The organism is Fulvimonas soli, from assembly GCF_003148905.1.
GTDB lineage: Bacteria > Pseudomonadota > Gammaproteobacteria > Xanthomonadales > Rhodanobacteraceae > Fulvimonas > Fulvimonas soli.
The window spans coordinates 1-25,476 of sequence record NZ_QGHC01000007.1; the positions used below are offsets into that span (position 1 = coordinate 1).

General features: G+C 72.9%; 24 protein-coding genes. 15 read left to right on the forward strand and 9 right to left on the reverse strand.

The features are described 5' to 3' along the window. Positions 1–400 precede the first annotated feature (400 nt). The gene (locus C7456_RS10045) at positions 401–595 is read right to left on the reverse strand and encodes a hypothetical protein (RefSeq protein WP_109723622.1); all 195 of its coding nucleotides are present in this window, start codon (positions 593–595) and stop codon (positions 401–403) included. Positions 596–711: 116 nt separating this feature from the next. Further along, positions 712–906 carry a rubredoxin gene (locus C7456_RS10050; RefSeq protein WP_109723623.1) on the reverse strand — a complete coding sequence of 65 codons (195 nt, stop codon included), beginning with the start codon at positions 904–906 and terminating at the stop codon, positions 712–714. A 90-nt stretch (positions 907–996) separates the two neighbouring features. On the opposite strand from C7456_RS10050, the gene thiE reads away from it, so the two are divergent. Together thiE and hemL are read left to right on the forward strand one after the other, a co-directional pair. Then, the gene (thiE, locus tag C7456_RS10055) at positions 997–1,632 is read left to right on the forward strand and encodes a thiamine phosphate synthase (RefSeq protein WP_109723624.1); all 636 of its coding nucleotides are present in this window, start codon (positions 997–999) and stop codon (positions 1,630–1,632) included. After that, positions 1,629–2,927, forward strand: coding sequence for a glutamate-1-semialdehyde 2,1-aminomutase (hemL, locus tag C7456_RS10060; protein WP_109723625.1), 1,299 nt, complete (start codon positions 1,629–1,631; stop codon positions 2,925–2,927). Before thiE ends, hemL begins: the two co-directional genes overlap by 4 nt. A 218-nt stretch (positions 2,928–3,145) precedes the next feature. Here hemL and C7456_RS10065 read toward each other — a convergent pair whose 3' ends face one another. Further along, the gene (locus C7456_RS10065) at positions 3,146–4,381 is read right to left on the reverse strand and encodes an acetylornithine transaminase (RefSeq protein ID WP_109723626.1); all 1,236 of its coding nucleotides are present in this window, start codon (positions 4,379–4,381) and stop codon (positions 3,146–3,148) included. A gap of 417 nt (positions 4,382–4,798) precedes the next feature. On the opposite strand from C7456_RS10065, the gene C7456_RS10070 reads away from it, so the two are divergent. The 6 genes from C7456_RS10070 (at position 4,799) to C7456_RS10095 (ending at position 9,896) form a co-directional block, all read left to right on the forward strand. Continuing rightward, positions 4,799–5,293, forward strand: a complete 495-nt coding sequence (locus C7456_RS10070; protein WP_139942943.1) for a hypothetical protein — start codon at positions 4,799–4,801, stop codon at positions 5,291–5,293. Between the two features lie 12 nt (positions 5,294–5,305). Further along, entirely contained in the window at positions 5,306–5,932 is a 627-nt protein-coding gene (locus tag C7456_RS10075; RefSeq protein WP_245889829.1) for a hypothetical protein, read from the forward strand. Between the two features lie 45 nt (positions 5,933–5,977). Beyond that, positions 5,978–6,847: a hypothetical protein gene (locus tag C7456_RS10080; RefSeq protein WP_139942944.1), complete on the forward strand. Its 870-nt coding sequence runs from the start codon at positions 5,978–5,980 to the stop codon at positions 6,845–6,847. A gap of 126 nt (positions 6,848–6,973) precedes the next feature. Continuing rightward, on the forward strand, positions 6,974–7,675 hold the full coding sequence (locus C7456_RS10085; RefSeq protein WP_109723629.1) for a C39 family peptidase: 702 nt from the start codon (positions 6,974–6,976) through the stop codon (positions 7,673–7,675). A gap of 15 nt (positions 7,676–7,690) precedes the next feature. Then, complete coding sequence (locus tag C7456_RS10090) at positions 7,691–8,491, forward strand: hypothetical protein (protein ID WP_342767301.1); 801 nt, start codon at positions 7,691–7,693, stop codon at positions 8,489–8,491. 46 nt (positions 8,492–8,537) lie between these two features. Continuing rightward, positions 8,538–9,896 carry a transporter gene (locus C7456_RS10095; RefSeq protein WP_109723631.1) on the forward strand — a complete coding sequence of 453 codons (1,359 nt, stop codon included), beginning with the start codon at positions 8,538–8,540 and terminating at the stop codon, positions 9,894–9,896. A 33-nt stretch (positions 9,897–9,929) separates the two neighbouring features. On the opposite strand, the gene C7456_RS10100 is transcribed toward C7456_RS10095, so the two are convergent. From C7456_RS10100 to C7456_RS10110, 3 genes are all read right to left on the reverse strand, one after another. Next, positions 9,930–11,276 (reverse strand): sigma-54 dependent transcriptional regulator, encoded by a 1,347-nt coding sequence (locus tag C7456_RS10100; RefSeq protein WP_109723632.1) that lies wholly within the window; start codon positions 11,274–11,276, stop codon positions 9,930–9,932. A 222-nt stretch (positions 11,277–11,498) separates the two neighbouring features. After that, positions 11,499–12,317 carry an SDR family oxidoreductase gene (locus tag C7456_RS10105; RefSeq protein ID WP_109723633.1) on the reverse strand — a complete coding sequence of 273 codons (819 nt, stop codon included), beginning with the start codon at positions 12,315–12,317 and terminating at the stop codon, positions 11,499–11,501. Between the two features lie 13 nt (positions 12,318–12,330). Then, positions 12,331–12,933, reverse strand: a complete 603-nt coding sequence (locus tag C7456_RS10110) for an LON peptidase substrate-binding domain-containing protein (protein ID WP_109723634.1) — start codon at positions 12,931–12,933, stop codon at positions 12,331–12,333. A gap of 96 nt (positions 12,934–13,029) precedes the next feature. Here C7456_RS10110 and C7456_RS10115 point away from each other — a divergent pair, with 96 nt between their 5' ends. Continuing rightward, on the forward strand, positions 13,030–13,947 hold the full coding sequence (locus C7456_RS10115; RefSeq protein ID WP_109723635.1) for an ABC transporter ATP-binding protein: 918 nt from the start codon (positions 13,030–13,032) through the stop codon (positions 13,945–13,947). Continuing rightward, the gene (locus C7456_RS10120) at positions 13,944–15,350 is read left to right on the forward strand and encodes a hypothetical protein (RefSeq protein ID WP_109723636.1); all 1,407 of its coding nucleotides are present in this window, start codon (positions 13,944–13,946) and stop codon (positions 15,348–15,350) included. The genes C7456_RS10115 and C7456_RS10120 overlap by 4 nt, the downstream gene beginning before the upstream one ends. Before the next feature lie 108 nt (positions 15,351–15,458). Here C7456_RS10120 and mpl read toward each other — a convergent pair whose 3' ends face one another. Further along, the gene (gene mpl, locus C7456_RS10125; RefSeq protein ID WP_109723637.1) at positions 15,459–16,820 is read right to left on the reverse strand and encodes a UDP-N-acetylmuramate:L-alanyl-gamma-D-glutamyl-meso-diaminopimelate ligase; all 1,362 of its coding nucleotides are present in this window, start codon (positions 16,818–16,820) and stop codon (positions 15,459–15,461) included. A gap of 179 nt (positions 16,821–16,999) precedes the next feature. After that, positions 17,000–17,584, reverse strand: a complete 585-nt coding sequence (locus C7456_RS10130) for an adenylate kinase (RefSeq protein ID WP_109723638.1) — start codon at positions 17,582–17,584, stop codon at positions 17,000–17,002. Between the two features lie 200 nt (positions 17,585–17,784). Between C7456_RS10130 and C7456_RS10135 the strand changes: the two genes are divergently transcribed. Then, the gene (locus tag C7456_RS10135; RefSeq protein ID WP_109723639.1) at positions 17,785–19,059 is read left to right on the forward strand and encodes a 6-phosphofructokinase; all 1,275 of its coding nucleotides are present in this window, start codon (positions 17,785–17,787) and stop codon (positions 19,057–19,059) included. Here the strand turns inward: C7456_RS10135 and C7456_RS10140 are convergent. Then, complete coding sequence (locus tag C7456_RS10140; protein WP_109723640.1) at positions 19,049–19,756, reverse strand: FMN-dependent NADH-azoreductase; 708 nt, start codon at positions 19,754–19,756, stop codon at positions 19,049–19,051. The two genes, C7456_RS10135 and C7456_RS10140, sit on opposite strands and share 11 nt — an antisense overlap. Positions 19,757–19,852: 96 nt before the next feature. Here C7456_RS10140 and C7456_RS10145 point away from each other — a divergent pair, with 96 nt between their 5' ends. From C7456_RS10145 to C7456_RS10160, 4 genes are all read left to right on the forward strand, one after another. After that, positions 19,853–20,203: a LysR family transcriptional regulator gene (locus tag C7456_RS10145; protein WP_281268515.1), complete on the forward strand. Its 351-nt coding sequence runs from the start codon at positions 19,853–19,855 to the stop codon at positions 20,201–20,203. Positions 20,204–20,314: 111 nt separating this feature from the next. Beyond that, positions 20,315–20,749 carry an RcnB family protein gene (locus C7456_RS10150; RefSeq protein WP_109723641.1) on the forward strand — a complete coding sequence of 145 codons (435 nt, stop codon included), beginning with the start codon at positions 20,315–20,317 and terminating at the stop codon, positions 20,747–20,749. Between the two features lie 214 nt (positions 20,750–20,963). Then, positions 20,964–23,012 (forward strand): sodium-translocating pyrophosphatase, encoded by a 2,049-nt coding sequence (locus C7456_RS10155; RefSeq protein WP_109723642.1) that lies wholly within the window; start codon positions 20,964–20,966, stop codon positions 23,010–23,012. A 310-nt stretch (positions 23,013–23,322) separates the two neighbouring features. After that, on the forward strand, positions 23,323–25,449 hold the full coding sequence (locus C7456_RS10160) for a prolyl oligopeptidase family serine peptidase (RefSeq protein ID WP_109723643.1): 2,127 nt from the start codon (positions 23,323–23,325) through the stop codon (positions 25,447–25,449). The last annotated feature ends 27 nt before the right edge of the window (positions 25,450–25,476 follow it).

The following is a 25,476-nucleotide window of genomic DNA, read 5'->3' on the forward strand; positions in this document are numbered from 1 at the left end:
GTTGGACGCTTGCATCTGTGGACAGTCATCCCGTCCACCGCAAGGCGCCCACACAAGTCACCTGTGCACACTGTCAAAGATCAATCACTTGCGGCCCCCTCTTCAGAACCGCTCCGGAACCTTTCGTCCCGGTGAGCCCGCCATTCTACATCCCTTTTGGGGGCCGTCAACACCCGAAGCGAAACTTTCGAGCGTCTTGGAATCCTTCGACGGCGGGCCTGCGTCAAAGGGGCATGAATCATAGCGCCGGCGCGCGCGGGTGGGAAGAGGGCGCGACACTTTTTCGTCATCGCCGGCGAGCGCCCGCCGGTTTTCGCTCGCGCGGCAATGCGCGGCCTCGCCCGATCGTGGACGCCGCCGCGCCTGGCTGGATGGCGCATCGCCGCGCGGGCGGCTCGTGTCAGTACGTGCGCGCGACTTCGCTGCCGTGGTCGAAGCAAGCCGTGGCCAGCGCCCGCGGCGCGTCCTGCCGCTGCGCCGCCTCGCGCTGCGCGGTGGACAGCAACGGCAAGCCGGCGCGGTACGGCCGCAGGCATTCGGGCGCCAGATGCTCCAGTGCGTCCCAGTCGTCTTCGAAGGGAATGAATCGCTGCATGGCACGGGCTCCGTCGTGACCGCCTGGCGCGGACGGAACCCATGAAAGCAAACGGCCCGGCCGCCAGGCCGGCGGCTTCGGGCCGTTTGCGGGCAAGACGTGGCGGCGGGGCGGAATCAGTCGACCTCGATCATCTCGAAGTCGTCCTTGGTCGCGCCGCAGTCCGGGCAGGTCCAGGTGTCGGGCACGTCCTCCCAGCGCGTGCCCGGCGCGATGCCCTCCTCGGGCAGGCCCAGCGCCTCGTCGTAGATGAAGCCGCAGACGACGCACATCCATTTGCGCAGCGGAGTGTCGGTGGAGCCGTTGTTCATGGGTGACGTCGCTTGCTCGGGCAGAATGGGACATTCTCGCAACTCGACCGGCGCGGCGAAAGCGCCGGCCCGCCAGACCACGGACCGCCCATGCCTCCGCTCCCTCCCCGCGGCCTCTACGTCATCACCGACGGCCCGCGCGACGATCTGCTTGATGCCGTGGCGCGGGCGCTGGCCGGCGGCGCGCGGCTGGTGCAGTACCGCGACAAGACCGCCGATGCGGCGCGCCGCCTGGCCGAGGCGCGGGCGCTGAAGGCGCTGTGCGCGGCGCATGGCGTGCCGCTGATCGTCAACGACGACATCGCGCTGGCGCAGGCCGCCGGCGCGGACGGCGTGCACCTGGGCGAGCACGACGGCAGCCTCGCCCAGGCGCGTGCACAGTTGGGCGAGCGCGCGATCATCGGCGTGTCCTGCTACGACTCGCTGGCCCGCGCCCGCGCTGCGGCGGCGGAGGGCGCGAGCTACGTCGCCTTCGGCGCCTTCTTCCCCTCGCCGACCAAGCCGCGGGCGCGCCGCGCCGATCCCGGACTGCTGCGACAGAGCGCCGCGCTCGGCGTCCCGCGGGTGGCGATCGGCGGCATCACGGCCGACAATGCCAGGCCCCTGGTCGACGCCGGCGCCGACTACCTGGCGGTGATCTCCGCCGTGTTCGGCGCCGCCGACATCGCCGCCGCCGCGCGGCGGCTTGCCGACCTCCATCCCTGCCAGCGAGCTTCCGAGCGATGAACAACCACGAACTCTTCCAGCGTGCCCGCCAGCTGATGCCCGGCGGCGTGAACTCGCCGGTGCGCGCCTTCAAGTCGGTCGGCGGCGAGCCGTTCTTCACCGCGCGCGCGGACGGCGCCTACCTGTGGGACGTGGAAGGCACGCGCTACATCGACTACGTCGGCTCGTGGGGGCCGATGATCGTCGGCCACAACCACCCGCACGTGCGCGAGGCGGTGGAACGCGCGGTGCGCGACGGCCTCTCCTACGGCACGCCCTGCCCCGCCGAGGTGACCATGGCCGAGACCATCGTGAGGCTGGTGCCCTCGGTGGAGATGGTGCGCATGGTGAATTCCGGCACCGAGGCGACGATGTCGGCGATCCGCCTGGCCCGCGGCGTCACCGGCCGCGGCAAGATCGTGAAGTTCGAGGGCTGCTACCACGGCCACGGCGACAGCTTCCTGGTGAAGGCCGGCTCCGGCGCGCTCACCTTCGGCGTGCCGACCTCGCCGGGCGTGCCCAAGGCGGCCGCCGACCTCACCCTGACGCTGCCCTACAACGACCTCGACGCGGCGCGCATCCTGTTCGCCGAGCACGGCGCCGACATCGCCGCGCTGATCATCGAGCCGGTGGCCGGCAACATGAACTGCATTCCGCCGGCGGAAGGCTACCTGCAGGGCCTGCGCGAGCTGTGCACGAAGCACGGCGCGCTGCTGATCTTCGACGAGGTGATGACCGGCTTCCGCGTCGCCCTGGGCGGCGCGCAGGCCCACTACGGCGTGACGCCGGACCTGACCACCTTCGGCAAGATCATCGGCGGCGGCATGCCGGTGGGCGCCTACGGCGGGCGCCGCGAGCTGATGGAGCAGGTCGCGCCGGCCGGCCCGGTCTACCAGGCCGGCACGCTGTCCGGCAATCCGGTGGCGATGGCGGCGGGCCTGGCGATGCTGGAGCTGGTCCAGGCACCCGGCTTCCACGAGGCGCTGGCCGCGCGCACGCGGCTGCTGTGCGACGGCCTGCAGGCCGTCGCGGACGGCGAGGGCATCCCCTTCAGCACCAACCGCGTGGGCGGCATGTTCGGCCTGTTCTTCGCCGCCGGGACGGTGACCAGCTACGTGCAGGCCACCGCGGCGGACACGGCGCTGTTCAACCGCTTCTTCCACGGCATGCTCAAGCGCGGCGTGTACCTGGCGCCCAGCGCGTTCGAGGCGGGCTTCGTCTCCAGCGCGCACAGCGAGCGGGACATTGCCGATACGCTGCAGGCGGCGCGGGAGGCGATGCGGGAGGCCAAGGGCCGAGCCGTGGGCGCGGGTTGATGGCGGTGCAGTGATGCGCACCTGGCGGCGGGGTGTCGCGGCCGGAGGCCGCTCCCACACCGGGCTCGGGCCTGGTCTGCTGAGGAACATCGCCCGTCCTCGCCATGTAGGGCGGCCTGCCGTCTCCCCGCGCGCCGCCTCGTCGAGCAGCGGCCTCGTGGGGCATCCTGGCCGCCGGCGCGCGGCCGGCGGCACGGCGCGGAAAGGGACTGTCCCGCTTACGCGCCGGCGTAGTCCGCCAGCGCGGCGCGCAGCCGCCCCAGGCCCTCGGCCAGTTCCTCGTCGGTGATCACCAGCGGCGGCACGAAGCGCAGCACGTCCGGGCCGGCCTGCAGCAGCAGCAGGCCGTGCGCGGCCGCGTGGTCGAGGATGGCGCCGGCCTTGCCCCTGTGCGCCTCGGCCAGCACCGCGCCGATCATCAGGCCGCGGCCGCGCACCTCGGCGAACAGGCCCAGCGCCTCGTTGATCCTCGCCAGGCCCGCGCGCAGGTCGTTCGCCTGCCGCTCCACGTTCACCAGCACCTGCGGCGAGGCGAGCTTGCGCAGCGCCACGCGCGCCACCGCGGCGGCCAGCGGGTTGCCGCCGAAGGTGGTGCCGTGCGCGCCGAACTGCATCGCCTCGGCCACCTTCGGCCCGGCCAGCATCGCGCCGATCGGCAGGCCGCAGCCGAGCGCCTTGGCCAGCGTGACGATGTCGGGCTTCACGCGGTCCTGCACGTGCGCGAACAGCGTGCCGGTGCGGCCCATGCCGCACTGGATCTCGTCCAGCACCAGCAGCGCATCGTGCGCGTCGCACAGCTCGCGCACGCGGGCGAGGAAGCCCGGCGCGGCCGGCAGCACGCCGCCCTCGCCCTGCACCGGCTCGAGCATCACCGCGGCGACGTCGCCGGCGGCGAAGGCCTGCTCCAGCGCCGCGGCGTCGTTGAAGTCGAGGTAGCGGAAGCCCTGCGGCAGCGGCTCGTAGCCTTCCTGGTACTTCGGCTGCGCGGTGGCGGTGACGGTGGCCAGCGTGCGGCCGTGGAAGGAGCCGCGGAAGGTGACGATCACCCGCCGCTGCGGCGGCCGTCCCTGCGCGGCGGCCCACTTGCGCACCAGCTTGATCGCCGCCTCGTTGGCCTCGGCGCCGGAGTTGCACAGGAACACGCGCTCGGCGAAGCCGGAGGCCTGCACCAGCTCCTCGGCCAGGCGCAGCGGCGGCTCGGTGTAGAACACGTTGCTGCTGTGCCAGAGCTTGTGCGCCTGCGCGACGAGCGCCCCGAGCAGGTCGGGGTCCTGGTGGCCCAGCGCGTTCACCGCGATGCCGGCGCCGAAGTCGATGTAGTCGCGCCCCTCGGTGTCCCACACCCGCGAGCCCTGGCCGCGGTCCAGCACCACGTCCCGCGGCCGGTACACCGGCAGCCAGTAGCGCTTGCCGAGGTCGATGAGGGAGGCGGCGGACGGGTGCTGCGGGTGCATGGCTGGCTCCGGGCATGGCCGGGCCATGCCTTGCGGTGGGGAAAGGGGATGGGCGCGGCGCGCGCGCCGTGCGGCGCATCGTAGAGCCAGCCCGCGGCGTTTGCATCCGGCCGCCGCGGCGCCTCGTCCGGTCGGACTAGCCGGATCGCCGATGTGTCGGCGCGCGCCGGCTGTATCAGCGCCGTTACAGCGCCGGCAAAGCCAGTCGCGGCGCGGCCTGCGGCCGGACGGAGCGGCGTCGCCGCCCGTGCCGCCGTGGTCGCCGCTGTAACAGCGCGACCACCCCCGGATGCCGCGCCATGCGCCGCCAGGGCGCGCCGTTGCCGCGTTTGCGGCGTCTGGCACGCCGATTGCCATGCCTTCCTCCGCCAAGGAGAGGGGGGAATCGCCATGCTCCACCCAGCAAGCCGATCATTCGTGCGTCGCGTGCTCGTGGCCGCACCGCTGCTGTGCTGCGCGGTCGCGCCGCTGCCCCGCGCCGCGCGCGCCGTGGACACGCACCGCGCCGTGCAGGCCAAGCCGGGCGAGATCGTGCTGATGCGCGACGTCGCCAGCCGGCCCGCCTACAGGCAGGGCACGCCGGGCATGGCGCTGATCGTCGACCCTTCGCCGCGCGCCGAGATCGGCGCCGCGCTGGGCACGGAAGAACTTTCCGACGCCGACGCCTCCGGCCTCAGCGCGGGCGGCGCCACCGGCCACCAGACCACGGTCGAGCGGGTGACCGGCGGCGCGCTCGGCGCGGTGCTGGGCACCGGCAACGGCAATGGCGGCAATGTCGCCGGCAACGGCGTCAGCAACGTGGTGAGCGGGCCGCTGGGCGCGGTCGGCGGCGCCACCGGCGGCATCGGCGCGCAGGTGACCGGCGCGATCGGCCAGCTGCCGCTGCCGATGCCGGCCGCGGCCGGCCACTGAGGGAGCGCGGCCATGGCACGGATCGCACTGCTCCTGCTCGCGCTCGCCCTGCCCGGCCTGGTCCTGGCGGGCGACGACGACTACGCCTCGATGCTGGGCTACCTCAATTCCGGCAGCCGCATCGACGGGCAGGCCTTCCGGGGCAGCAGCGGCGCGCTGGCGGTGAACATCGCGGCCGGCGACATGAACCTGCAGAGCAACCTGCGCGCGGTCGCCAGCGGCCAGTACGCGCAGGCGCTCTACGCGGCGCGCCAGCGCCGGTCGGGCGACCTGCATCCCGCGGACCTGGCGGCCAGCGCCACCATCGGCGGGCAGGCCTACGCGGGCGGGCGCGGGGTGCTTTCGATCAATCAGGCCAGCGGCAGCGGCAACGCGGAAATCAACGCGATCGCCCTCGCCGCGGCCGACCAGGGCATACGCGAAGCGACGGACGCCAGCCTGGCGGACGACGTTTCCGCGTCGGCAGGGGGGCAGGCCTCCCGGAATCCACGCCCCTCCGTGGGCGGCTCGCGCAACGCAGCGGTGGAGTCGTCCGCCCTGCGTGGATTCCAGGGGGTCCTGCAACTCAATCAGGTCGCGGGGTCGGACAACGTCACGGGCAATGCCTTGCAGCTGTCCGTGCCAGCCCCCTCGCATTGAGCAATCGGTACGGACAACACAGGTGAGGACACCATGAACGCGAAAATGAAGAACACCCTGATGGCGCTGGCCATCGCCACCCTGTTCGGCTCCTCGATGGCCTACGGCCACGGGCGCGACAGCCACAGCACCAGCGTGAAGATCAGCAAGGACGTGGCCGTGAGTTCCGACGTGTGGCTGGGCGGCTGGATCGGCATCAAGGGCCAGATCGCCGTCGACTCGGCCGCCGTGGCGATCTCCGACAACACCCAGGGCGTGCAGTACAACCGCGTCGTCAACGACTACGAGACCCAGAACAAGGCGACCATCAACGGCAACGCCGGCCAGAACGCCACGGGCAACGTGGGCGCCAACGTGGCGGCGGGCGACAACAACTCGCAGAGCAACTCCGCCGCGATCGCCGCCTCCGGCGCGGCCAGCTCCAGCGACGAGCAGCTGGTGTTCACCCCGGACAACCACTGCACGCGCGACTGCGGCCCGTCGGATCCGCAGGATCCCTCCAGCTCCGCCGGCGGGATGGCCGACGCCGAATCGTTCGCCCGCCAGGACGGCCACGGCAACGTGACCTTCAACGACGCCACCACCAACAACGCCAAGGTGAAGGGCAGCGCGTTCGAGAACGCGAGCGGCAACGTCGGCGTCAACGCCGCGGCCGGCGACAACAACGAGCAGATCAACTCGCTCGCCGCCGCCACCGCCGAGAACGACGTCTACGCGCTGGCCACGGCCACGTCCGACCAGCAGTCGCACGGCAACTTCACGCTGAACGGCTGGGACTGCGACCCGACCACCAACACGGCCAGCCTGGGCGACAACGCCTTCGCGCACGCCAGCGGCAACATCGGCGTGAACGTGGCGGCCGGCACCGGCAACCTGCAGTCCAACAGCCTGGCCATGGCGGTAGCGGGCCAGTGATCGACTCCGCCGCCTCGCGGCGGCAACGAGGGCGGTAACCCGGCGACCCCTGTAGCCGGGCACCAACGGAATCCCCCCGGCCCGGCCCCTGCGGGCCGGGGGGACTTCCTCCACGGACACGGAACCATGCACAGCACCGCGCGAACCATCGCACTGCTCGGACTCGGCCTCGCCTGCGCCGCCGGCGCGCGCGCCGGCGACATCCGCTTCAGCGGCGTGCTGCCGAACGGCGCGCTGTACGTGGGCCGCGTCGAGAGCATGCAGGAAGGGCGCTACCGCAACATGGTGCGCCAGCACACCGACTTCAGCTGCGGCGCCGCCGCGCTGGCGACGATCCTGCGCTACGCCTACCACCTGGACGTGGACGAGACCACCGTGATCGACGGCCTGATGGGCGTGGCCGATCCGCAGCTGGTGCGCCAGCGCGGCTTCTCGCTGCTCGACCTCAAGCACTACGTCGAGGAGCTGGGCCTGCGCGCCCACGGCTACCGCGTGGACGAGGCGCGCCTGCGCCGCCTGCGCATCCCGGCCGTGGTGCTGATGGACGTCAACGGCTACCGGCATTTCGTGGTGCTCAAGCAGGTGCACGACGACACGGTGGAGCTGGCCGACCCGATCCTCGGCAACCGCAGCCTCGCACTGGACGCCTTCGTCAAGGCCTGGCCCTCGCACGCGCTGTTCGTGGTGATCGGCAGCGACTTCGACCGCAACACCGTGCTGCTGCAGCCGACCAGCCGGCCGGACATCCGCTCGCTGTTCGCGCGGCAGGGCCCCATCACCGACGCCGAGCTGCTGGATTTCGGCTTCACCCACGCGGATTTCTTCTAAGGGACGGACGCCATCATGAGGAACAGGACCCATCTGCTCGCCGCGATCGGCCTGGCGCTGGCCCACTGGGGCCCGGCCGCCTTCGCCGACGGCGCGGCGCGCCCCTCGCGGGGCATCGAGGAGATCGACGACGGCGAGCTGGCCACCATGCGCGGCCGCTACACCGTCGACGACCACACCGTGGCCTGGTTCGGGGTCAGCATGATCTCCACCTGGCAGACGCCGTCGGGCCAGACCGTCAGCGGCGCGCTGACGCTGGCGATGGACTTCAGCGGCGCCCGGCCGAAGGTCAGCTTCCAGCCGACCGTCACCATCACGGCGGCCAACGCGCCGCTGCCCGACACCGCGTCCGCCGCCGGCTCCGGCCTGGCCGCGGCGCAGCAGCCCGCGCGCCGGATCGACAGCAGCGGGCTGGCCAACGCCGGCGGCGTGGTGCAGAGCGTGCAGGTCGCCGGCGACGGCAACCGCGCCAGCAACCTGGCCAGCCTCAGCGTGCGCGACGGCGGGAACGTGCCCGCCGCCGCCGCCGATGCGCCGGCGCAGGCGAGCGCCAGCGCGGGCGACATCGGCGCGATCGTCGGCTACGACGGCCGCACCGCCAGCGTGCAGCTCTCGGTCGCCGGCCAGGGCGTGGTGCAGCAATGGATCCGCAGCGGCAGCGTCGGCCAGGGCATCACGCTCACCGCCGACAACCAGCTGGTGAGCAACCAGCTGCAGATCGACCTGGTCCGCCGCGCCGCGGCGGCCGGCAACGGCCAGCTCGCGCTGAACGTGGCGCAGGCGATCGGCCTCAACCATGGCATCGGAGCCCGCTGACGACTCGCCGCCGCCCGGCGACCGCCAGCTGCAGGGGGATAGTCACATGCGCAAGACATTGCCAGCCATCGCCGTCGCCTGCGCGCTGACGGCCAGCCTCGGCGCCCGCGCGCAGGCCGCGCAGGACCCGCCGACCCCGGCCCCGCCGCCGGACGCCGCGGACCAGGCCGACGTGCAGAAACTGGCGAGCGAGCTGCAGACCCTGAAGGCCAGCTACGCGCAGGAGGTCCGCCGCCTGCGCGAGCTGGACATGCAGGTGCAGGCGCTGCAGGCCCGGCTGGCCGGCAAGGCCGGCGGCGCGCCGTTGCCGGCGATGGCCGGCGCGCCGCCGCCGGAAGCCGCGGCCGCGTCCGGCGCGACGACGGTCGCCGCCGCCTCCGAGGGGGCGGCGCAGGCCAGCGCGGCCACCCGGCCGCCGGAGGACGGCGAGCAGCGGCGCAGCCTGCAGGACGCCCTGCAGCAGGAGCACGCGCTGTTCAGCCGCAAGCTGACCATCGAGAACGGCATCAACTACGCCTGGTACGACCGCCGCCAGCTCACCCTCAACGGCTTCCTCGCGCTGGACGCGATCTTCCTCGGCAACATCGCGCTGCAGGACGTCAAGTCGCACACCGGCACCTATACCCTGACCGCGCGCTACGGCGTCACGCCGCGGCTGGTGCTGAACGTGGACGTGCCCTACCTGGCCCGCCACACCTCCTACATCCAGGGCGGCGCCGGCGGCGCGGCGGCGACCCTGCAGGAGGAGTCCAACAGCGGCAGCGGCCTGGGCGACATCGCGCTCAGCGCCAACTACAAGCTGTTCGCCGAGAACGGCCGCCGGCCCGACACGGTGCTCACCTTCGGCCTCACCGCGCCGACCGGCCGCGAGCCCTACGGCATCGACTGGGTCGTCCCCGGCACCAACGGCCAGACCAGCGCCGACGACGGCCGCTTCGCGGTGCCCGACAAGCAGCCCACCGGCAACGGCGTGTGGCAGGCCTCGCTGGGCGTGTCGGCGGTGAAGACCATGGACCCGGCGATCATCTTCGCCAACCTGGGCTACATCCACAGCTTCGCGCACAGCTTCGGCGACATCGACACGGACCCGCAGACCAGGACGCCCGGCCGGGTCGACCTGCGCGACTCGTACTACTTCGGCGCCGGCGTCGCGCTGGCGTTCAACGAGCGCACCAGCCTGAGCCTGTCCTTCAGCGACAAGTTCAGCCAGAAGGCGCAGCTGCGCGCGCAGGGCGCGCCGGGCTGGACCCGGGTGATCGGCAGCGACGCCAACGCCGCCACCTTCAACATGGGCTTCACCTACGCCATGAGCCAGCACACCACGCTGGTCACCATGCTGGGCATCGGGCTCACCCCGGACGCGGCCAACTACAGCCTGACCTTCAAGATCCCGTACATCTTCTGAAGCTTGCGGCCCCGCCGCGCGCGGCGGGGCCGCTCAGCGCAGCTCGTCCAGCGCCAGGCGGTGCTTCTTGCACAGCCGGTACACGGTGACGCGCGAGATGCGCAGCCGGCGCGCGCACTCGCTGATGTTGAAGCGCGTCTCGCGCAGGCAGGCCAGGATGGCGTCGCGCTCGGCCAGGATGCGCGCCTCGCCCAGGCCCGCCGCCACGCTCCGCTCCGCCGGCTGCGCGGGCAGATCCAGGTCCGCGGTGTCGATCAGCGGGCCCTCGGCCACCACCGCGGCGCGCTGCACCCGGTTGAGCAGCTCGCGCACGTTGCCCGGCCAAGCGAACGCGCGCATCGCCCGCCGCGCCGACGCGCTGAAGGACACCGGCTGGCCGGTCCGGTGCTGCTGGCGGAACTGCTCCAGGAAGAACTGCGCCAGCAGCTCCACGTCGCCGCCGCGCTCGCGCAGCGGCGGCATCGGCAGGCGCAGCACGTTGAGGCGGTAGTACAGGTCCTCGCGGAAGCGGCCTTCCGCCACCGCCTTCTCCAGGTCCACGTGGGTGGCCGCCAGCACGCGCACGTCGGCGCGGATCGGCTGGCTGCTGCCCAGCCGCTCGAAGGTGCCCTCCTGCAGGAAGCGCAGCAGGCTGGTCTGCGCGTCCAGCGGCAGGTCGCCGATCTCGTCGAGGAACACGGTGCCGCCGCTGGCGCTCTCGATGTGGCCGACGCGGCGCGCGTTGGCGCCGGTGAAGGCGCCGCGCTCGTGGCCGAACAGCTCCGACTGCACCAGGTTCGGCGGCAGCGCGCCGCAGTTGATCGGCACGAACGGCCGCTCGGCACGCGCGGACAGGCGGTGCAGCGCGCTGGCGGCGACCTCCTTGCCGGTGCCGGTCTCGCCGGTGATCAGCACCGGCAGGTCCACCGGCGCGTACTTGCGGATGGTCGCGCGCAGCTGGTGCATGACCCGGCTCTCGCCCACCATGCCCGCGATGTCCGCCGGCCCGCCGCCGCGCAGCCGGCCGCTGCCGGACAGCCGCGCCAGCGCCTGCTGCAGGCGCTCGGTGTCGATCGGGCTGGTGAAGAAGTCGATGCAGTCGCGCAGGACGCGCTTGACCGTCGGCTCGCGCGCCGGCGTCTCCGGCGACACCAGCGCGATCCACGGCACGCCCGGATGCTCCGCCACCATGCGCTCCATGGCCTCGTGCACGCCGCGGTCGTCCACCCGCAGGTCGGCCAGCGCCACCACGATGTCGCCATTGCGGATGCCCACGCCGTCGCTGCCCGCGTCGGCCACCCGCACCGGCCAGCCCGCCAATGCCAGCGCGTCCTGCTCCGCCCGGTCCGGCTGCCCGAACCACACCACGCAACGGCGCGTGGCCGCTCCACTGGTATGCATCGCCACCTCCCCCGACCCTCGCGGGCCATGTGTCGATTGGCCGGAGCGCCGGCCAAAGGCATGCCGTCATCCAGGCGGCAAGACAGTATTGTGACGCAGTTCACAAATTATAGTCGAGCGATTGTGTCGCGCGTGCGACCACCCGCCGCCGTCCGCGCGGCGGGAAAACAGCGTGGCACAACGCTCCGGCCGCGAAACTAGGCCATACGGCCGATGCGCCGCTCAGCCGAGGAACAGGTCCGGCAGCAGCGGCGCGCCCGGCTGCACCGCGTAGCCGTCGAAGTCGTCGACGCCCGCCTCGCGCAGCACGTCCTCGTCGATCGCGAAGCGGCCGCTGTACTCGCGCGCCGGGCGGGCGAGGATGGCGTGCGCGGCGTCGGCCACGATCGCCGGCGTGCGGCACTGCTCCGGCTTCACCCCGTCGATCATCGCGATCGCCGCGGTGGCGATCACCGTGCGCGGCCACAGCGCGTTCACCGCGATGCCCAGCGGGGCGAACTCCGCGGCCATGCCCAGCACGCACAGGCTCATGCCCATCTTGGCGATGGTGTAGGCGGTGTGCGGCGCGAACCACTTCGGGTCCAGGCTGGGCGGCGGCGCCAGCATCAGCACGTGCGGGTTGGCCGCGCGCTTCAGGTACGGCAGGCAGGCCTGGGTGGCGAGGAAGGTGCCGCGCACGTTGACCTGGCTCATCAGGTCGAAGCGCTTCATCGGCGTGCCCTCCACCCCGGCCAGCCAGATCGCGCTGGCGTTGTTGACCAGGATGTCGATGCCGCCGAAGCGCTCGGCCGCCTGCGCCATCGCGGCGTGCACCGCGCTCTCGTCGCGGATGTCCATCTGCAGCGCCAGCGCATGGCCGCCGGCCTCCTCCACCGCGGCCGCGGCGGTGTGGATGGTGCCCGGCAGCTTGGGGTTGGGCACCCCGCTCTTGGCGGCGATCGCCACGTTGGCGCCGTCGCGCGCGGCGCGCAGCGCGATCGCCAGGCCGATGCCGCGCGAGGCGCCGGTGATGAACAGGGTCTTGCCGGCCAGGGTCGCCATGGTCCGCTCCGCGTCAGGGTTTCTGGAAGCGCGGCAGGATATCGCGCAGCTCGGCCAGGCGCTGCACCGGGTCGGTCAGCTCCAGCAGGCGCTGGCGCTCCTCGTCGCCCAGCGGCAGCAGCTCCGCGAGGCGGAAGCCGAGCCAGCCGGCGTCGTCGTAGGCCCCGCGCGGCGCGTCCCGCCACTGCGGCGCCATCGTCTCGACCAGCCGCTCCAGGATGCCCTGCAGCAGCGCGAACTCCACCGGCACCGGCATCGCCGGCTCGGCCGGCCACAGCTCCACCTCGCCGCGCAGCAGGCCGTCGGCGCGCGCGCGGCAGCGCGTCACGCGGAAGCGCTCGCCGCCGCGCACCAGGATGCCGAGCAGGCCGTCCTCGCGGGTGTGGAAATCGACGATGCGCGCCAGCGTGCCCACCGCCGCGGGCACCGCCGGCTCGCCGGCCTCGCGCCCCTCGAGGATCAGGCACACGCCGAAGCCGCCGCCCTGGCGCGCGCAGTCGCGCACCATGTCCAGGTAGCGCCGCTCGAAGATGCGCAGCGGCAGCTGCGCGTCCGGCAGCAGCACCGTGCCCAGCGGGAACAGCGGGATCTCGATCGGCGGTGAGGGCGCGGCCATGCCGGGCAGTGTAGCCCGCCGCCGGATGACGGCCGTCACTGGACGCGACGCCGCGCGCCACGCACATTGTCGGGACCGCCACAGGGAGAAGCAGGCATGTCCGGTTCCATCGCCGTCGTCGATCCGCCCGCCGTCCGGGCCGCCGCGCCCGCGCTCGCCGTGCGCGGCCTGCGCAAGGCCTTCGGCAAGCGCGAGGTGCTGCGCGGCGTGGACTGGCAGGTGCCGGCCGGCCGCGTGATCGGCCTGCTCGGCCGGAACGGCGCCGGCAAGACCACCCTGCTGCGCTGCCTGCTCGGCCTGTCGCCGCTCGATGCGGGCGAGGTGGAGCTGTTCGGCGAGCCGATGACCGAGCCGGGCGGCGAGCGCCTGCACCGCATCGGCTTCGTACCGCAGAGCTTCGACCTGTTCCCGTGGATGAAGGTGCGCGGCTACCTCGACTTCACCGCCGCCTTCTACGCGCGCTGGAACCACGAACTGGCGCGGCGCCTGCTGGCCGACTGGGAGTTGGACCCACGGCAGAAGATCGGCGAGCTCTCGCAGGGCCAGCGGCAGAAGCTGGCGATCGTGCGCGCGATCGCGCCCGAGCCCGACCTGCTGGTGCTGGACGAGCCGGTCGCCAGCCTCGACCCGCAGGCGCGCCGCGCCTTCATGGGCGAGCTGCTGGCGCTGATGCGCGCGCCGGGCAAGACGGTGATCTTCTCCACCCACATCACCGCCGACCTGGAGCGCGCCGACGCCGACATCGCGCTGCTGCGCGAGGGCCGCATGCAGTTCACCCGGCCGCTGGCCGAGCTGCGCCGGCACTACGCGCGCGCCGTGCTCGCCCGCCCGGGCGGCTGGACGCAGGCGCCCGCGCTGCCCGGCGCGCTGGGCGCGCGCATCGCCGGCGACGAGCTGCACCTGCTGACCGAGGACGTGCCCGCCGAGCGGCTGCACGCGCTGGCGCAGGAACAGGGCGCGACGCTGCGGCTGGAAACGCCCAGTCTGGAAGACCTGTTCGTGGAGCTGGCATGAGCGCGGTGTGGCAGCTGTGGCTGCAGCTGTGGAAGCGCCTGCCGGTGCTGGCCGCGCTCGCCTCCCTGCTGTGGCTGGCCGCGCTGGCGCTGCCGCCGTGGCTCGGCGACGGCAGCGCGGCGCTGCTGCTGCCGCTGGGCGGGCTCGGCTCGCTGTTCTGGCACCTCGGGCTGGGCATGGTGCTGCGCGGGCTGTGCCGGCCGGAGATCCTGCTGCTGCCCGGCTTCCGCCGCGCGCTGCTGTGGCTGGGCCTGCTCGACCTGGCGCAATGGGTGCTGCTGCCGGCGCTGCTGGCGGCCGTCGCCGGCCTGCCGCACCTGCCGGTGATCGCCGCCGGCGGCGTGCTGGTGGCCGCCTTCGGCCTGGCCGGCGGCAGCGGCCGCCGCACGGGGCTGGCGTTCTGGGCCATCGCCATCGCCGCCGGCTGGATGCCGCGCGCCGCCGCGCAGCTGGCGCAGGCGCTGCTGGCCTCGCCGCTGACGCCGGCGCTGCTGCTGGCGACCGCCGCGCTGCTGCTGACCTGGGCGCTGCGCCCGCTGCTGCGCGTGACGGACCTGCCGGTGCAGGACTCGCCGCTGGAGAGCACCAGCCTGGGCCGCGCGAACGCGGTGCGCGGCGACGGCACGCCGCCCGCGCGCGGGGCGCTGGGCCGGCGCCTGCGCGGCCTGTTCGACCAGGCCGCGCAGCGCGCGCTGGAACGCGCGCTGGCGCGCTACCGCCGCTCGCCCGGCGCGGCGCAGCGGCTCGCGCTGGTGCGCCGGCTGCTGCTGCCGCACGACAACCCGGAGGCGATCGTGCTGCGGCTGGCGGTGGTGGCCGCCTTCGTCACCTTCTACTTCTTCGCGGCGATGCACCGCCAGCGCTTCAGCGCGGCGGCGGTGGGCGCCTACGCGATCCTGCTCGCGCTGTCGCGCTTCCCGCAGCTGGGCCGCGGCATGCTGCGCATGCGCCCCAACCTGGCCGACCTCTACCTCACGCTGGCGCCGCGGACCCGCGGCGAATACCAGAAGACCGTCGCCGACGCGCTGTGGCTGCTGGTGCCGGTGAGCACGCTCACCGCACTGGCCTACACCCTGCTCGGCATCGCGCTGGTGCACGCGGCCGAGCCGGGCCGCATGCTGGTCGCCGCGGCGATCGTCGGCGCCGCCGCCAGCCTGGTCGCGCTGGGCGTGCACCTGATCGGGCCGGAAGGCAACGTGGGGCGCGGGCTGGTCAACCTGGTGGTGGTGCTCGGCGCGATGCTGGCCTACTGGGGCGGCTACTGGCTGCTCGGCGCGCTGGGGCTGGCGCTGGGCGCGGCGACCCTGGGCGTGCTGGCGCTGAGCTTCGGCGTCGCGGTGTGGTTCGCGGCGCAGAAGGAGTACCAGCAGCGCGAGCCGCGCTTCGACGCGCCGCTCGGGTAGGCGGCGCCCCGCTCTCTATTTCCGGCGTCGGGCCTTTCGGCAAAGGCGCAGGTACTCGCCAGGGTGGCCCCTCACCCCGGCCCTCTCCCCGGAGGGGAGAGGGAGCGGTCAGGCGGGCTGGCGCAGCAGCTCGACGAAGCGGCGCGGCGCGGCCTCGAAGCCGCCGTTGGACATGAACACCACGTGGTCGCCCGGCCGCGCCTGCGCGCGCAGCGCGGCGAGCAGCGCGGCGACGGTGGGCGCGGTGGCGCCGCGGCCGGCCAGCGCGGCGGTGACGCGCTGCGCGTCCCACGGCAGCTCCGGGCGGTGCAGGAACACCACCGCGTCGGCGTCGGCCAGCGAGGGCGCCAGCGCGTCGGCGTGCGCGCCCAGCCGCATCGAGTTGGAGCGCGGCTCCAGCGCGACCAGGATGCGCGCCCGGCCCACCTTCGCGCGCAGGCCGGCCAGGGTGGTGGCGATCGCGGTGGGATGGTGGGCGAAGTCGTCGTACACGCGCACGCCCGCCACCTCGCCCACCAGCTCCATGCGGCGCTTGGCGTTCTGGAAGCCGGCGAAGGCCGGCAGCAGCGCGCGCGGGTCGGCGCCCGCGGCGGCCGCGGCCGCCAGCGCGGCCAGCGCGTTCATCACGCTGTGGTTGCCGAGCAGCGCCCAGCGCACCTCGCCGATCGCCTCGCCCTTGCGGCTCACCCGGAACGCGCTGCCGTCGGCGGCGACCAGCTCGGCCTGCCAGTCGCCCCGGCCGATGCCGAAGGTCTCCACCGGCGTCCAGCAGCCCATCGCCAGCACCTCGGCCAGGCGCTCGTCGTGCGCGTTGACGACCAGCCGGCCGTTGCCCGGCACGGTGCGCACCAGGTGGTGGAACTGGCGCTGGATCGCCGCCACGTCGGGGAAGATGTCCGCGTGGTCGTACTCGAGGTTGTTGAGGATGGCGATGCGCGGGCGGTAGTGCACGAACTTCGAGCGCTTGTCGAAGAACGCGGTGTCGTACTCGTCCGCCTCGATCACGAACGGCCTGCCCGCGCCCAGCCGCGCCGACACGCCGAAGTTGCCCGGCACGCCGCCGACCAGGAAGCCCGGCGCCATGCCCGCGCTCTCCAGCAGGTGCGCGAGCAGGCTGGTCGTCGTCGTCTTGCCGTGGGTGCCGGCCACCGCCAGCACCTCGCGCCCGGGCAGCAGCGTCTCGCCCAGCCACTGCGGGCCGGAGACGTAGCGCAGCTGCGCGTCGAGCATGTATTCCACCGCGGGGTTGCCGCGCGTCATCGCGTTGCCCACCACCACCAGGTCGGGCGCGGGCCGCAGGTGTTCGGCCGCATAGCCGTCCATCAGGCGGATGCCCAGCGCTTCCAGCTGGGTGCTCATCGGCGGGTAGACGGCGGCGTCGGAGCCTTCCACCTCCAGGCCCAGCTCGCGCGCCAGCGCGGCGACGCCGCCCATGAAGGTGCCGCAGATGCCCAGGATGTGCAGGCGCATGGGTGCGTGGGTTCCTTCGTGCCGCCTCAGGTTGTCTCCCCTCTCCGCCGGGAGAGGGGTCGGGGGAGAGGGTGCGGGTCTTGCTTGGAGGTTCAGGCCATCGGCGCTTGGAGGCGATGGGATGGCTTCGACCGGCCCCTCGCCCCGGCCCTCTCCCCGGCGGGGAGAGGGAGCGGCTGTCAGCCGTTCGCGGCGGCCGAACCGCCCGCGATGGCGCGCTTGATCCGCGCGGTGACCTCGTCCAGCGCGCCCACGCCGTCGACCACCTGCAGCTTGCCGCGCCGGGCGTAGAAGTCGGCCACCGGCGCGGTCTGCTCGGCGTACACGCCCAGGCGCTTGCGCACCGTTTCGGGGTTGTCGTCGGCGCGGCCCTCCGCGGCGAAGCGGATCTCGCAGCGGCCGATGATGGCGTCGTTGGGCACTTCCAGCTTGACCACCGCGTCGAGCGGCTGGCCCAGCTTGGCCAGCAGGTGGTCCAGCGCGTCGGCCTGGGCCAGGTTGCGCGGGTAGCCGTCGAGGATGAAGCCGGCCTTGGCGTCGGGCTGGGCCAGGCGCTCCTCCAGCATGCCGAGCAGGATGTCGTCGGAGACCAGCTGGCCGGCGTCCATCACCGCCTTGGCCTTCAGGCCCAGCGGCGTGCCCGCGGCCACCGCCGCGCGCAGCATGTCGCCGGTGGAGATGTGCGGCACGCCGAGGTCGGCCTTCAGCCGGGCCGCCTGGGTTCCCTTGCCCGAGCCGGGTGCACCGAGTAGGACGAGTCGCATAATGCTCCGCAACGATCGGCGAACGGCCGCCGATTCCGTGAAAAAAACTGCCGTCACGGTAGCGTTTGACGCCGGCCATAGTCAAACGAAGGCCGGCGCCGGAAACACGCCGGCGCGGCGGCAGGAACGACCTTTCACCCCACCCGTGGGGCAGATTGTCGCACCATGCCGTCATCCGCCCGCCGAAGGAGTCCCGACCGATGAGCACCGCCGCCCGCCCCCGCCCTTCCGGCCGCCTGCTGTACGCCCAGTCCGGCGGCGTCACCGCCGTGATCAACGCCACCGCCGCCGGGGTGATCGAGGCCGCCCGCGCGCGGGGCGTGCAGGTGTATGCCGCGCGCAACGGCATCCTCGGCGCGCTGCGCGAGGAGCTGATCGACACCTCGAAGGAATCGAAGGCGGCGATCGCCGCGCTGCGCCACACGCCGGGCGGCGCGTTCGGCTCGTGCCGCTACAAGCTGAAGTCGCTGGAGGCCAACCGCGCCGAGTACGCGCGGCTGATCGAGGTGCTGCGCGCGCACGACATCCGCTGGTTCCTCTACAACGGCGGCAACGACTCGGCCGACACCGCGCTGAAGATCTCGCAGCTGGGCAAGGCGATGGGCTACGACATCCGCTGCATCGGCGTGCCCAAGACGGTGGACAACGACCTCGCCGTCACCGACTGCTGCCCCGGCTTCGGCTCGGTGGCCAAGTACACCGCGGTGGCGGTGCGCGAGGCGAGCCTGGACGTGGCCTCGATGGCCGACACCTCGACCAAGGTGTTCATCCTGGAGGTGATGGGCCGCCACGCCGGCTGGATCGCCGCCTCGGCCGGCCTGGCCGGCGAGGGCGCGGACGCGCCGCCGCACCTGATCCTGTTCCCCGAGCGCACCTTCGACGAGGACGCCTTCCTCGCCAAGGTGAAGGCCACGGTGGAGCGCGTGGGCTGGTGCACGGTGGTGGCCTCCGAGGGCATCCGCAACGCCGCCGGCCAGTTCCTCGCCGAGGCGGGCACGCGCGACGCCTTCGGCCACAGCCAGCTCGGCGGCGTGGCGCCGGTGCTCGCCGCGCTGGTGAAGGAGAAGCTCAAGCTCAAGGTGCACTGGGCGCTGCCCGACTACCTGCAGCGTTCCGCGCGGCACCTGGTCTCGAAGACCGACGCCGAGCAGGCCTACGCGGTGGGCAAGGCGGCGGTGGAGTACGCGCTCGCCGGCCGCAACGCGGTGATGCCGGTGATCGTGCGCACCGCCGACGCGCCCTACCGCTGGAAGATCGAGCCCGCGCCGCTGGCGCGGATCGCCAACCACGAGAAGACCCTGCCCAAGTCCTTCCTCGCCCGCGACGGCTTCGGCATCACCGCCGCGGCGCGGCGCTACCTCGCGCCGCTGATCCAGGGCGAGGCGCCGCCACCCTACGGCAGGGACGGCCTGCCGCGGTACGTGCAGCTGAAGAACGTGGCGGTGGCGCGCCAGCTGCCCGCGTTCACGCCGTGACCGCCGGCGGGACGGCGCGCGCGGCGCGCTCGTCCAGCAGCCGCGCCGCCAGCGCGTCGACCGCCGCCTCCGCCTCGCGCAGCGAGGCGGCCAGGCGTTCGCCGCCGAACTCGTCGTACTCCACCGCCACCGCGCGCACGGCCGCCACGCCGATGTAGCCGAACGCCGCGCGCACGGCCGGCTCGGCATGGTTCATCGCCTCGATGCACCCGCCCGCGCCGTAGCCGTGGTCGCCGCGCGCGCTCAGCAGCACCAGCGTGCGCGGCCGGTCGTCCAGCATCGGCCAGCAGGGCGCGCCCTCGCACGCGCGGTCGAAGCCGAAGGTGCGCCCCACCCGCACGATGTTGTCGATGTAGGCCTTGAAGCCGGCCGGCACGCCGAAGTTGTACATCGGCACGCCCGCCACGATCAGGTCGGCGTCGAGCAGCTCGTCCACCAGCGCGTCGCTCTCGGCCAGGCGCTGGCGCATCCAGGGCGCGCGCGCCGCTTCCGGGGTGAAGGCCGCGCGCACCCAGTCGCCGTCCACCGGCGCGGGCGGACGCTGGCCGACGTCGCGGTACAGCACGTGGTCCGCGGGACGGGCCTCCCGCCAGCGGGCGACGAAGCGCGCGCCCAGGCGGCGGGTGTGCGAGCCGTGGCTGTGCAGGCCGGACTGCCCGCCGCGGGCGCTGGCGTCGAGGTGAAGCAGGGTGGCCATCGGCACTCCTCACGCACGAAAGCCATTCACGGAATGGCAAGTGCGGCGCATGCGATGGAGGCTTTTCCGTCGGGAAAAACGATATTTTCTCATCCGATGCCTGAGCCCAGTTCATCCCTGGAACGCCAGCGCCGGCGCCTGCCGCCGCTGGCGGCGCTGCGCGCCTTCGAGGCCGCCGCGCGCCACAAGAGCTTCCGCCTCGCCGCGGAGGAGCTGGCGGTGACCGCCACGGCCGTCAGCCACCAGATTCGCCAGCTGGAAGCGCTGCTCGGCATCGCGCTGTTCGAGCGCAAGGCGCGCCGGGTGGTCCTCACCGCCGAGGGCCGCCAGCTCTTCCCGGCGCTGCGCGAGGGCTTCGACGCGATGGCGGCCGCGGTCGCCCCGCTGATGCGGCCGCGACGGCGGCACATCCTCACCGTGTCCCGACCGGCAACGCCGGATGACTGACTGCCTGCTGAGCGGACGCCGGCGCGGGCGGCCAAAGCGCGGCTGCGATTCAGACATGCCTGCCTAGGCTGCCTTTCCAGGCGGGCATGGCGCCCGGCCCAAGGAGGACGGATGAAGACCATCCTGAAAATGTTCGCCCTCGTCGTGCTGTCCGCCGCCAGCGGGGCGGCGCTGGCCGACCATGACCACGATCGCGGCCACGACCGCGACCGCTACGACCACCGCGACCATGGCCGCCCGGGGCCGTCGCACTACGACCGCCACCCCGGCCCGCCGCCGCACTGGGCGCACCGGCCGCCGCCCCCGCCGCACTGGGACCATCGCCCGCCGCCGCCCCGCTACTACCATGGCGGCTACTACCCGCGGCCGGTGTATCACCACTGGGTGCGCGGCAGCCGCTACTACGGCCCGGTCTACGTGGTGAACGACTACCACCACTACCGCCTGCGTCCGCCGCCGTACGGCTACCACTGGATCCGCAGCGACGACGGCTTCCTGCTGGTGGCCATCGCCACCGGCATCATCGTGGACATGGCGCTGCAATAGGCGGCACGGCGCGGCCCACGCGCCCACACGGGCGGCGCCCTCCGGCGCCGCCTTTTTTGTCGCGCCATCCCACGGTCATCCGCCGATCCGTTGCGCCGCACAACACTGCGCCGCGCCGCGTCTGCCTATACTCGACCCCAGCCGTCGCCTGGCGGCCCGCCGCCGGGGAGCGGCGACAATCGAATCTGGCGGTACCACTCATGGGGAGGCTCCGATGCTGCAGCAGTTTGGCTGGTGGATCGTGCTGGCATGTGCGGTCGTGGCGGTTCTGTACGGCGCGCTGTCGGTGCGCTGGGTGCTGGCGAAGTCGCCGGGCAACGAACGGATGCAGGCGATCGCCGCGGCGATCCAGGAAGGGGCGCGCGCCTACCTCAACCGCCAGTACACCACCATCGGTGGCGTCGGCGTGGTGCTGTTCCTGGTGATCGGCTTCGCCCTCGACTGGGGCACCGCGATCGGCTTCGCGATCGGCGCGCTGCTCTCCGGCGCGGCCGGCTACATCGGCATGAACGTGTCGGTGCGCGCCAACGTGCGCACCGCCGAGGCGGCGCGCGGCGGGCTGGCCGCGGCACTGGCCGTGGCGTTCCGCGGCGGCGCGATCACCGGCATGCTGGTGGTCGGCCTGGCCCTGCTGGGCGTGGCCGCGTACTACGTGGCGCTGAGCCGCATGGGCTACGAGACCATGCACGCGCTGCACGCGCTGGTGGGCCTGGCCTTCGGCTCCTCGCTGATCTCGATCTTCGCGCGCCTGGGCGGCGGCATCTTCACCAAGGGCGCGGACGTGGGCGCCGACCTGGTCGGCAAGGTGGAGGCCGGCATCCCCGAGGACGACCCGCGCAACCCCGCGGTGATCGCCGACAACGTGGGCGACAACGTGGGCGACTGCGCCGGCATGGCCGCCGACCTGTTCGAGACCTACGCGGTGACCCTGATCGCCACCATGCTGCTGGGCGGCGTGATGGCCGAGCAGACCGGCAGCAACGGCGTGCTCTACCCGCTGCTGCTGGGCGGCGCCTCGATCCTCGCCTCGGTGATCGGCACCTTCTTCGTCAAGGCGCGCGGCCCGAAGATCATGAACGCGCTGTACGCCGGCGTGGCGGTCTCGGCGGTCCTCGCCGCGATCGCGTTCTGGCCGATCACCGCGCAGCTGATGGGCGCCTCGGCGTTCGGCGTGGGCCGGCTGTACGGCTGCGCGCTGATCGGCCTGGCGCTGACCGGCGCGATGGTGGTGATCACCGAGTACTACACCGCCACCGAGTACGCGCCGGTGCGGCACGTGGCGCAGGCCTCCACCACCGGCCACGCCACCAACATCATCGCCGGCCTGGGCGTGTCGATGAAGGCCACCGCGCTGCCGGTGCTGGCGGTGTGCGCGGCGATCTGGGGCGCCTACGCGCTGTGCGGGCTGTACGGCATCGCCATCGCGGCCACCGCGATGCTGTCGATGACCGGCATGGTGGTGGCGCTGGACGCCTACGGCCCGATCACCGACAACGCCGGCGGCATCGCCGAGATGGCCGAGCTGCCGCCGGAGGTGCGCGGCGTCACCGACCCGCTCGACGCGGTGGGCAACACCACCAAGGCGGTGACCAAGGGCTACGCGATCGGCTCGGCGGGCCTGGCCGCGCTGGTGCTGTTCGCCGACTACACGCACAACCTCGGCCAGCACTTCGGCACCGGCGCGGTGAGCTTCGACCTGTCCAACCACTACGTGATCATCGGCCTCCTGATCGGCGGCCTGATCCCGTACCTGTTCGGCGCGATGGCGATGGAGGCGGTGGGCCGCGCCGCCGGCGCGGTGGTGGAGGAGGTGCGCCGGCAGTTCCGCGAGATCGCCGGGATCATGCAGGGCACCACCAAGCCGGACTACTCGCGCGCGGTGGACATGCTCACCAAGTCGGCGATCCGCGAGATGCTGGTGCCCTCGCTGCTGCCGGTACTGGTGCCGATCCTGGTGGTGTTCGGCTTCAAGTGGCTGGGCGGCGCCGAGGCCGGCGCGCAGGCGCTCGGCGGCGTGCTGATCGGCACCATCGTCACCGGCCTGTTCGTGGCGATCTCGATGACCACCGGCGGCGGCGCCTGGGACAACGCCAAGAAGTACATCGAGGACGGCCACCACGGCGGCAAGGGCTCGGACGCGCACAAGGCGGCGGTCACCGGCGACACCGTGGGCGATCCCTACAAGGACACCGCGGGCCCGGCGGTGAACCCGCTCATCAAGATCATCAACATCGTGGCCTTGTTGCTGATCCCCTTGCTGTGATCCGGAGGCGGGCGGCCAAGCCCGCCCGCCACGTTCGCCCCCTCTCCCTCCGGGGAGAGGGTTGGGGTGAGGGGCCGCACTGGCCCCGGTCCCGCCCTGGAGCCGCACCCTGCGAGGGCGAAAGAAACCCGCGACTCCAACTCCCACGCACTACCGAAGCCTCCCCGCAAGATCGACCCCTCACCCCAGCCCTCTCCCCGCAGGGGAGAGGGCGTTATCGCGGGGCGGGGCCGGCCCTGACTTTAGTCACAGGCGCCCGGCCCGCCATCGCCCCACACTGGTCCCTTCGCCGACCGACGAGGACTTTCCCATGACGAATCGCGCGCCCTGGATCGCGCTGGCCCTCGGCCTCACACTGGCCGGCATGACCCACGCACAGCAGCCCGCGCCTGCCGGCACGCAGGCCTCCGACGATCCCTACCTCTGGCTGGAGGACATCCACGGCGCGCGCGCCATGGACTGGGTGAAGGCGCAGAACGCGGTCACCGAGCGGCGCTTCGCCAGCTCGCCGGAGTTCGCGCGCACCCGCGACCGCATCCTGGAGGTGCTCGATTCGGACGCGCGCATCCCCTACGTCGCGCGCCACGGCGACCATCTCTACAACTTCTGGCAGGACAAGGCGCACCCGCGCGGCCTGTGGCGGCGCACCACGCTGGAGGAGTACCGCAAGGCCGAGCCGAAGTGGGAGGTGCTGCTGGACGTCGACGCGCTGAACAAGGCCGAGGGCAAGCGCTGGGTGTTCAAGGGCGCCGAGTGCCTGAAGCCGGCCTACGAGCGCTGCCTGGTCTCGCTCTCGCCCGACGGCGGCGACGCGGTGGCGGTGCGCGAGTTCGACATCCCGAGCAAGTCCTTCGTGAAGGGCGGCTTCGAGCTGCCGGTGGCCAAGAGCCAGGTCGGCTGGATCGACCAGGACCGCATCTACGTGGGCACCGACTTCGGCCCCGGCTCGATGACCCGCTCCAGCTATCCGCGCATCGTCAAGGAATGGAAGCGCGGCACGCCGCTCGCGGCGGCGGCCGCGGTGCACGAGGCCAGGCCGGACGACATGACGGTGAGCGCCTTCCACGACCGCACGCCCGGCTTCGAGCGCGACTTCGTCGTCGTCGTCACCGACTTCTTCCACACCGAGAACTACCTGCGCAAGGACGGCGGGCTGGTGCACCTGGACCTGCCCAGCGACGCGGCCGGCTTCGACGCCCACCGCGAATGGCTGCTGGTGCAGACGCGCACGCCGTGGACGACCGGCGGCGCCACCTACCCCGGCGGCGCGCTGCTGGCGATCCGCTTCGACGACTTCATGGCCGGCAAGCGCGACTTCGCCGTGCTGTTCCGGCCCGACGAGCACACCGCGCTGTCCTCCTTCGCCTGGACGCGGCACCACCTGATCCTGGACGTGCTCGACGACGTGAAGAGCCGCCTGGAGGTGCTCACCCCGCCGGCGTCCGGCAACGGCGACTGGCCGCGCGCGCCGATGGCCGGCGCGCCCAGCATGAGCACGGTGACCGTGGCCGACACCGACCCGGACAACAGCGACGAGTACTGGCTCAGCGTGACCGGCTTCCTCACCCCCTCCTCGCTGCAGCGCGGCGTGCTGGGCGGGGGCGCGGCCGAGACGCTGAAGCAGAGCCCGGCCTTCTTCGACGCCTCGCGGTTCCAGGTGAACCAGCACTTCGTCGCCTCGAAGGACGGCACCCGCGTGCCCTACTTCGAGATCGCGCCGAAGGACCTGAAGCTCGACGGCTCCAACCGCACCCTGCTCTACGGCTACGGCGGCTTCGAGGTGTCGCTGGAGCCGTTCTACAGCGGCAGCATCGGCCGCGCCTGGCTGGAGCGCGGCGGCGTGTACGTGATCGCCAACATCCGCGGCGGCGGCGAGTACGGCCCGCGCTGGCACCAGGCCGCGCTCAAGGCCGACCGCCTGCGCGCCTACGAGGACTTCGCCGCGGTGGCGCAGGACCTGGTCAGGCGCGGCGTCACCTCGCCGAGGCACCTGGGCGCCGAGGGCGGCAGCAACGGCGGCCTGCTGATGGGCAACATGCTCACGCTGTACCCGCAGCTGTTCGGCGCGATCGCCTGCGAGGTGCCGCTGCTGGACATGAAGCGCTACGTGCACCTGTCCGCCGGCGCCTCGTGGATCGCCGAGTACGGCGACCCGGACGATCCCGGGCAGTGGGCGTTCATCCGGACCTTCTCGCCGTACCAGAACCTCAAGCCGGGCATGCACTACCCGCCGGTGCTGTTCTACACCACCACCAGCGACGACCGCGTCGGCCCGGTGCAGGCGCGCAAGATGGCGGCCAAGATGCAGGGCATGGGCTACAAGGACGTGTGGTTCTTCGAGAACCTCGAAGGCGGCCACGGCGCCGGCGCCGACAACAAGCAGTCCGCGCACATGCACGCGCTGGCCTACGACTTCCTGTGGGACCAGCTGAAATGACGCGCCGGCGGCGGCCCGGGACACGCG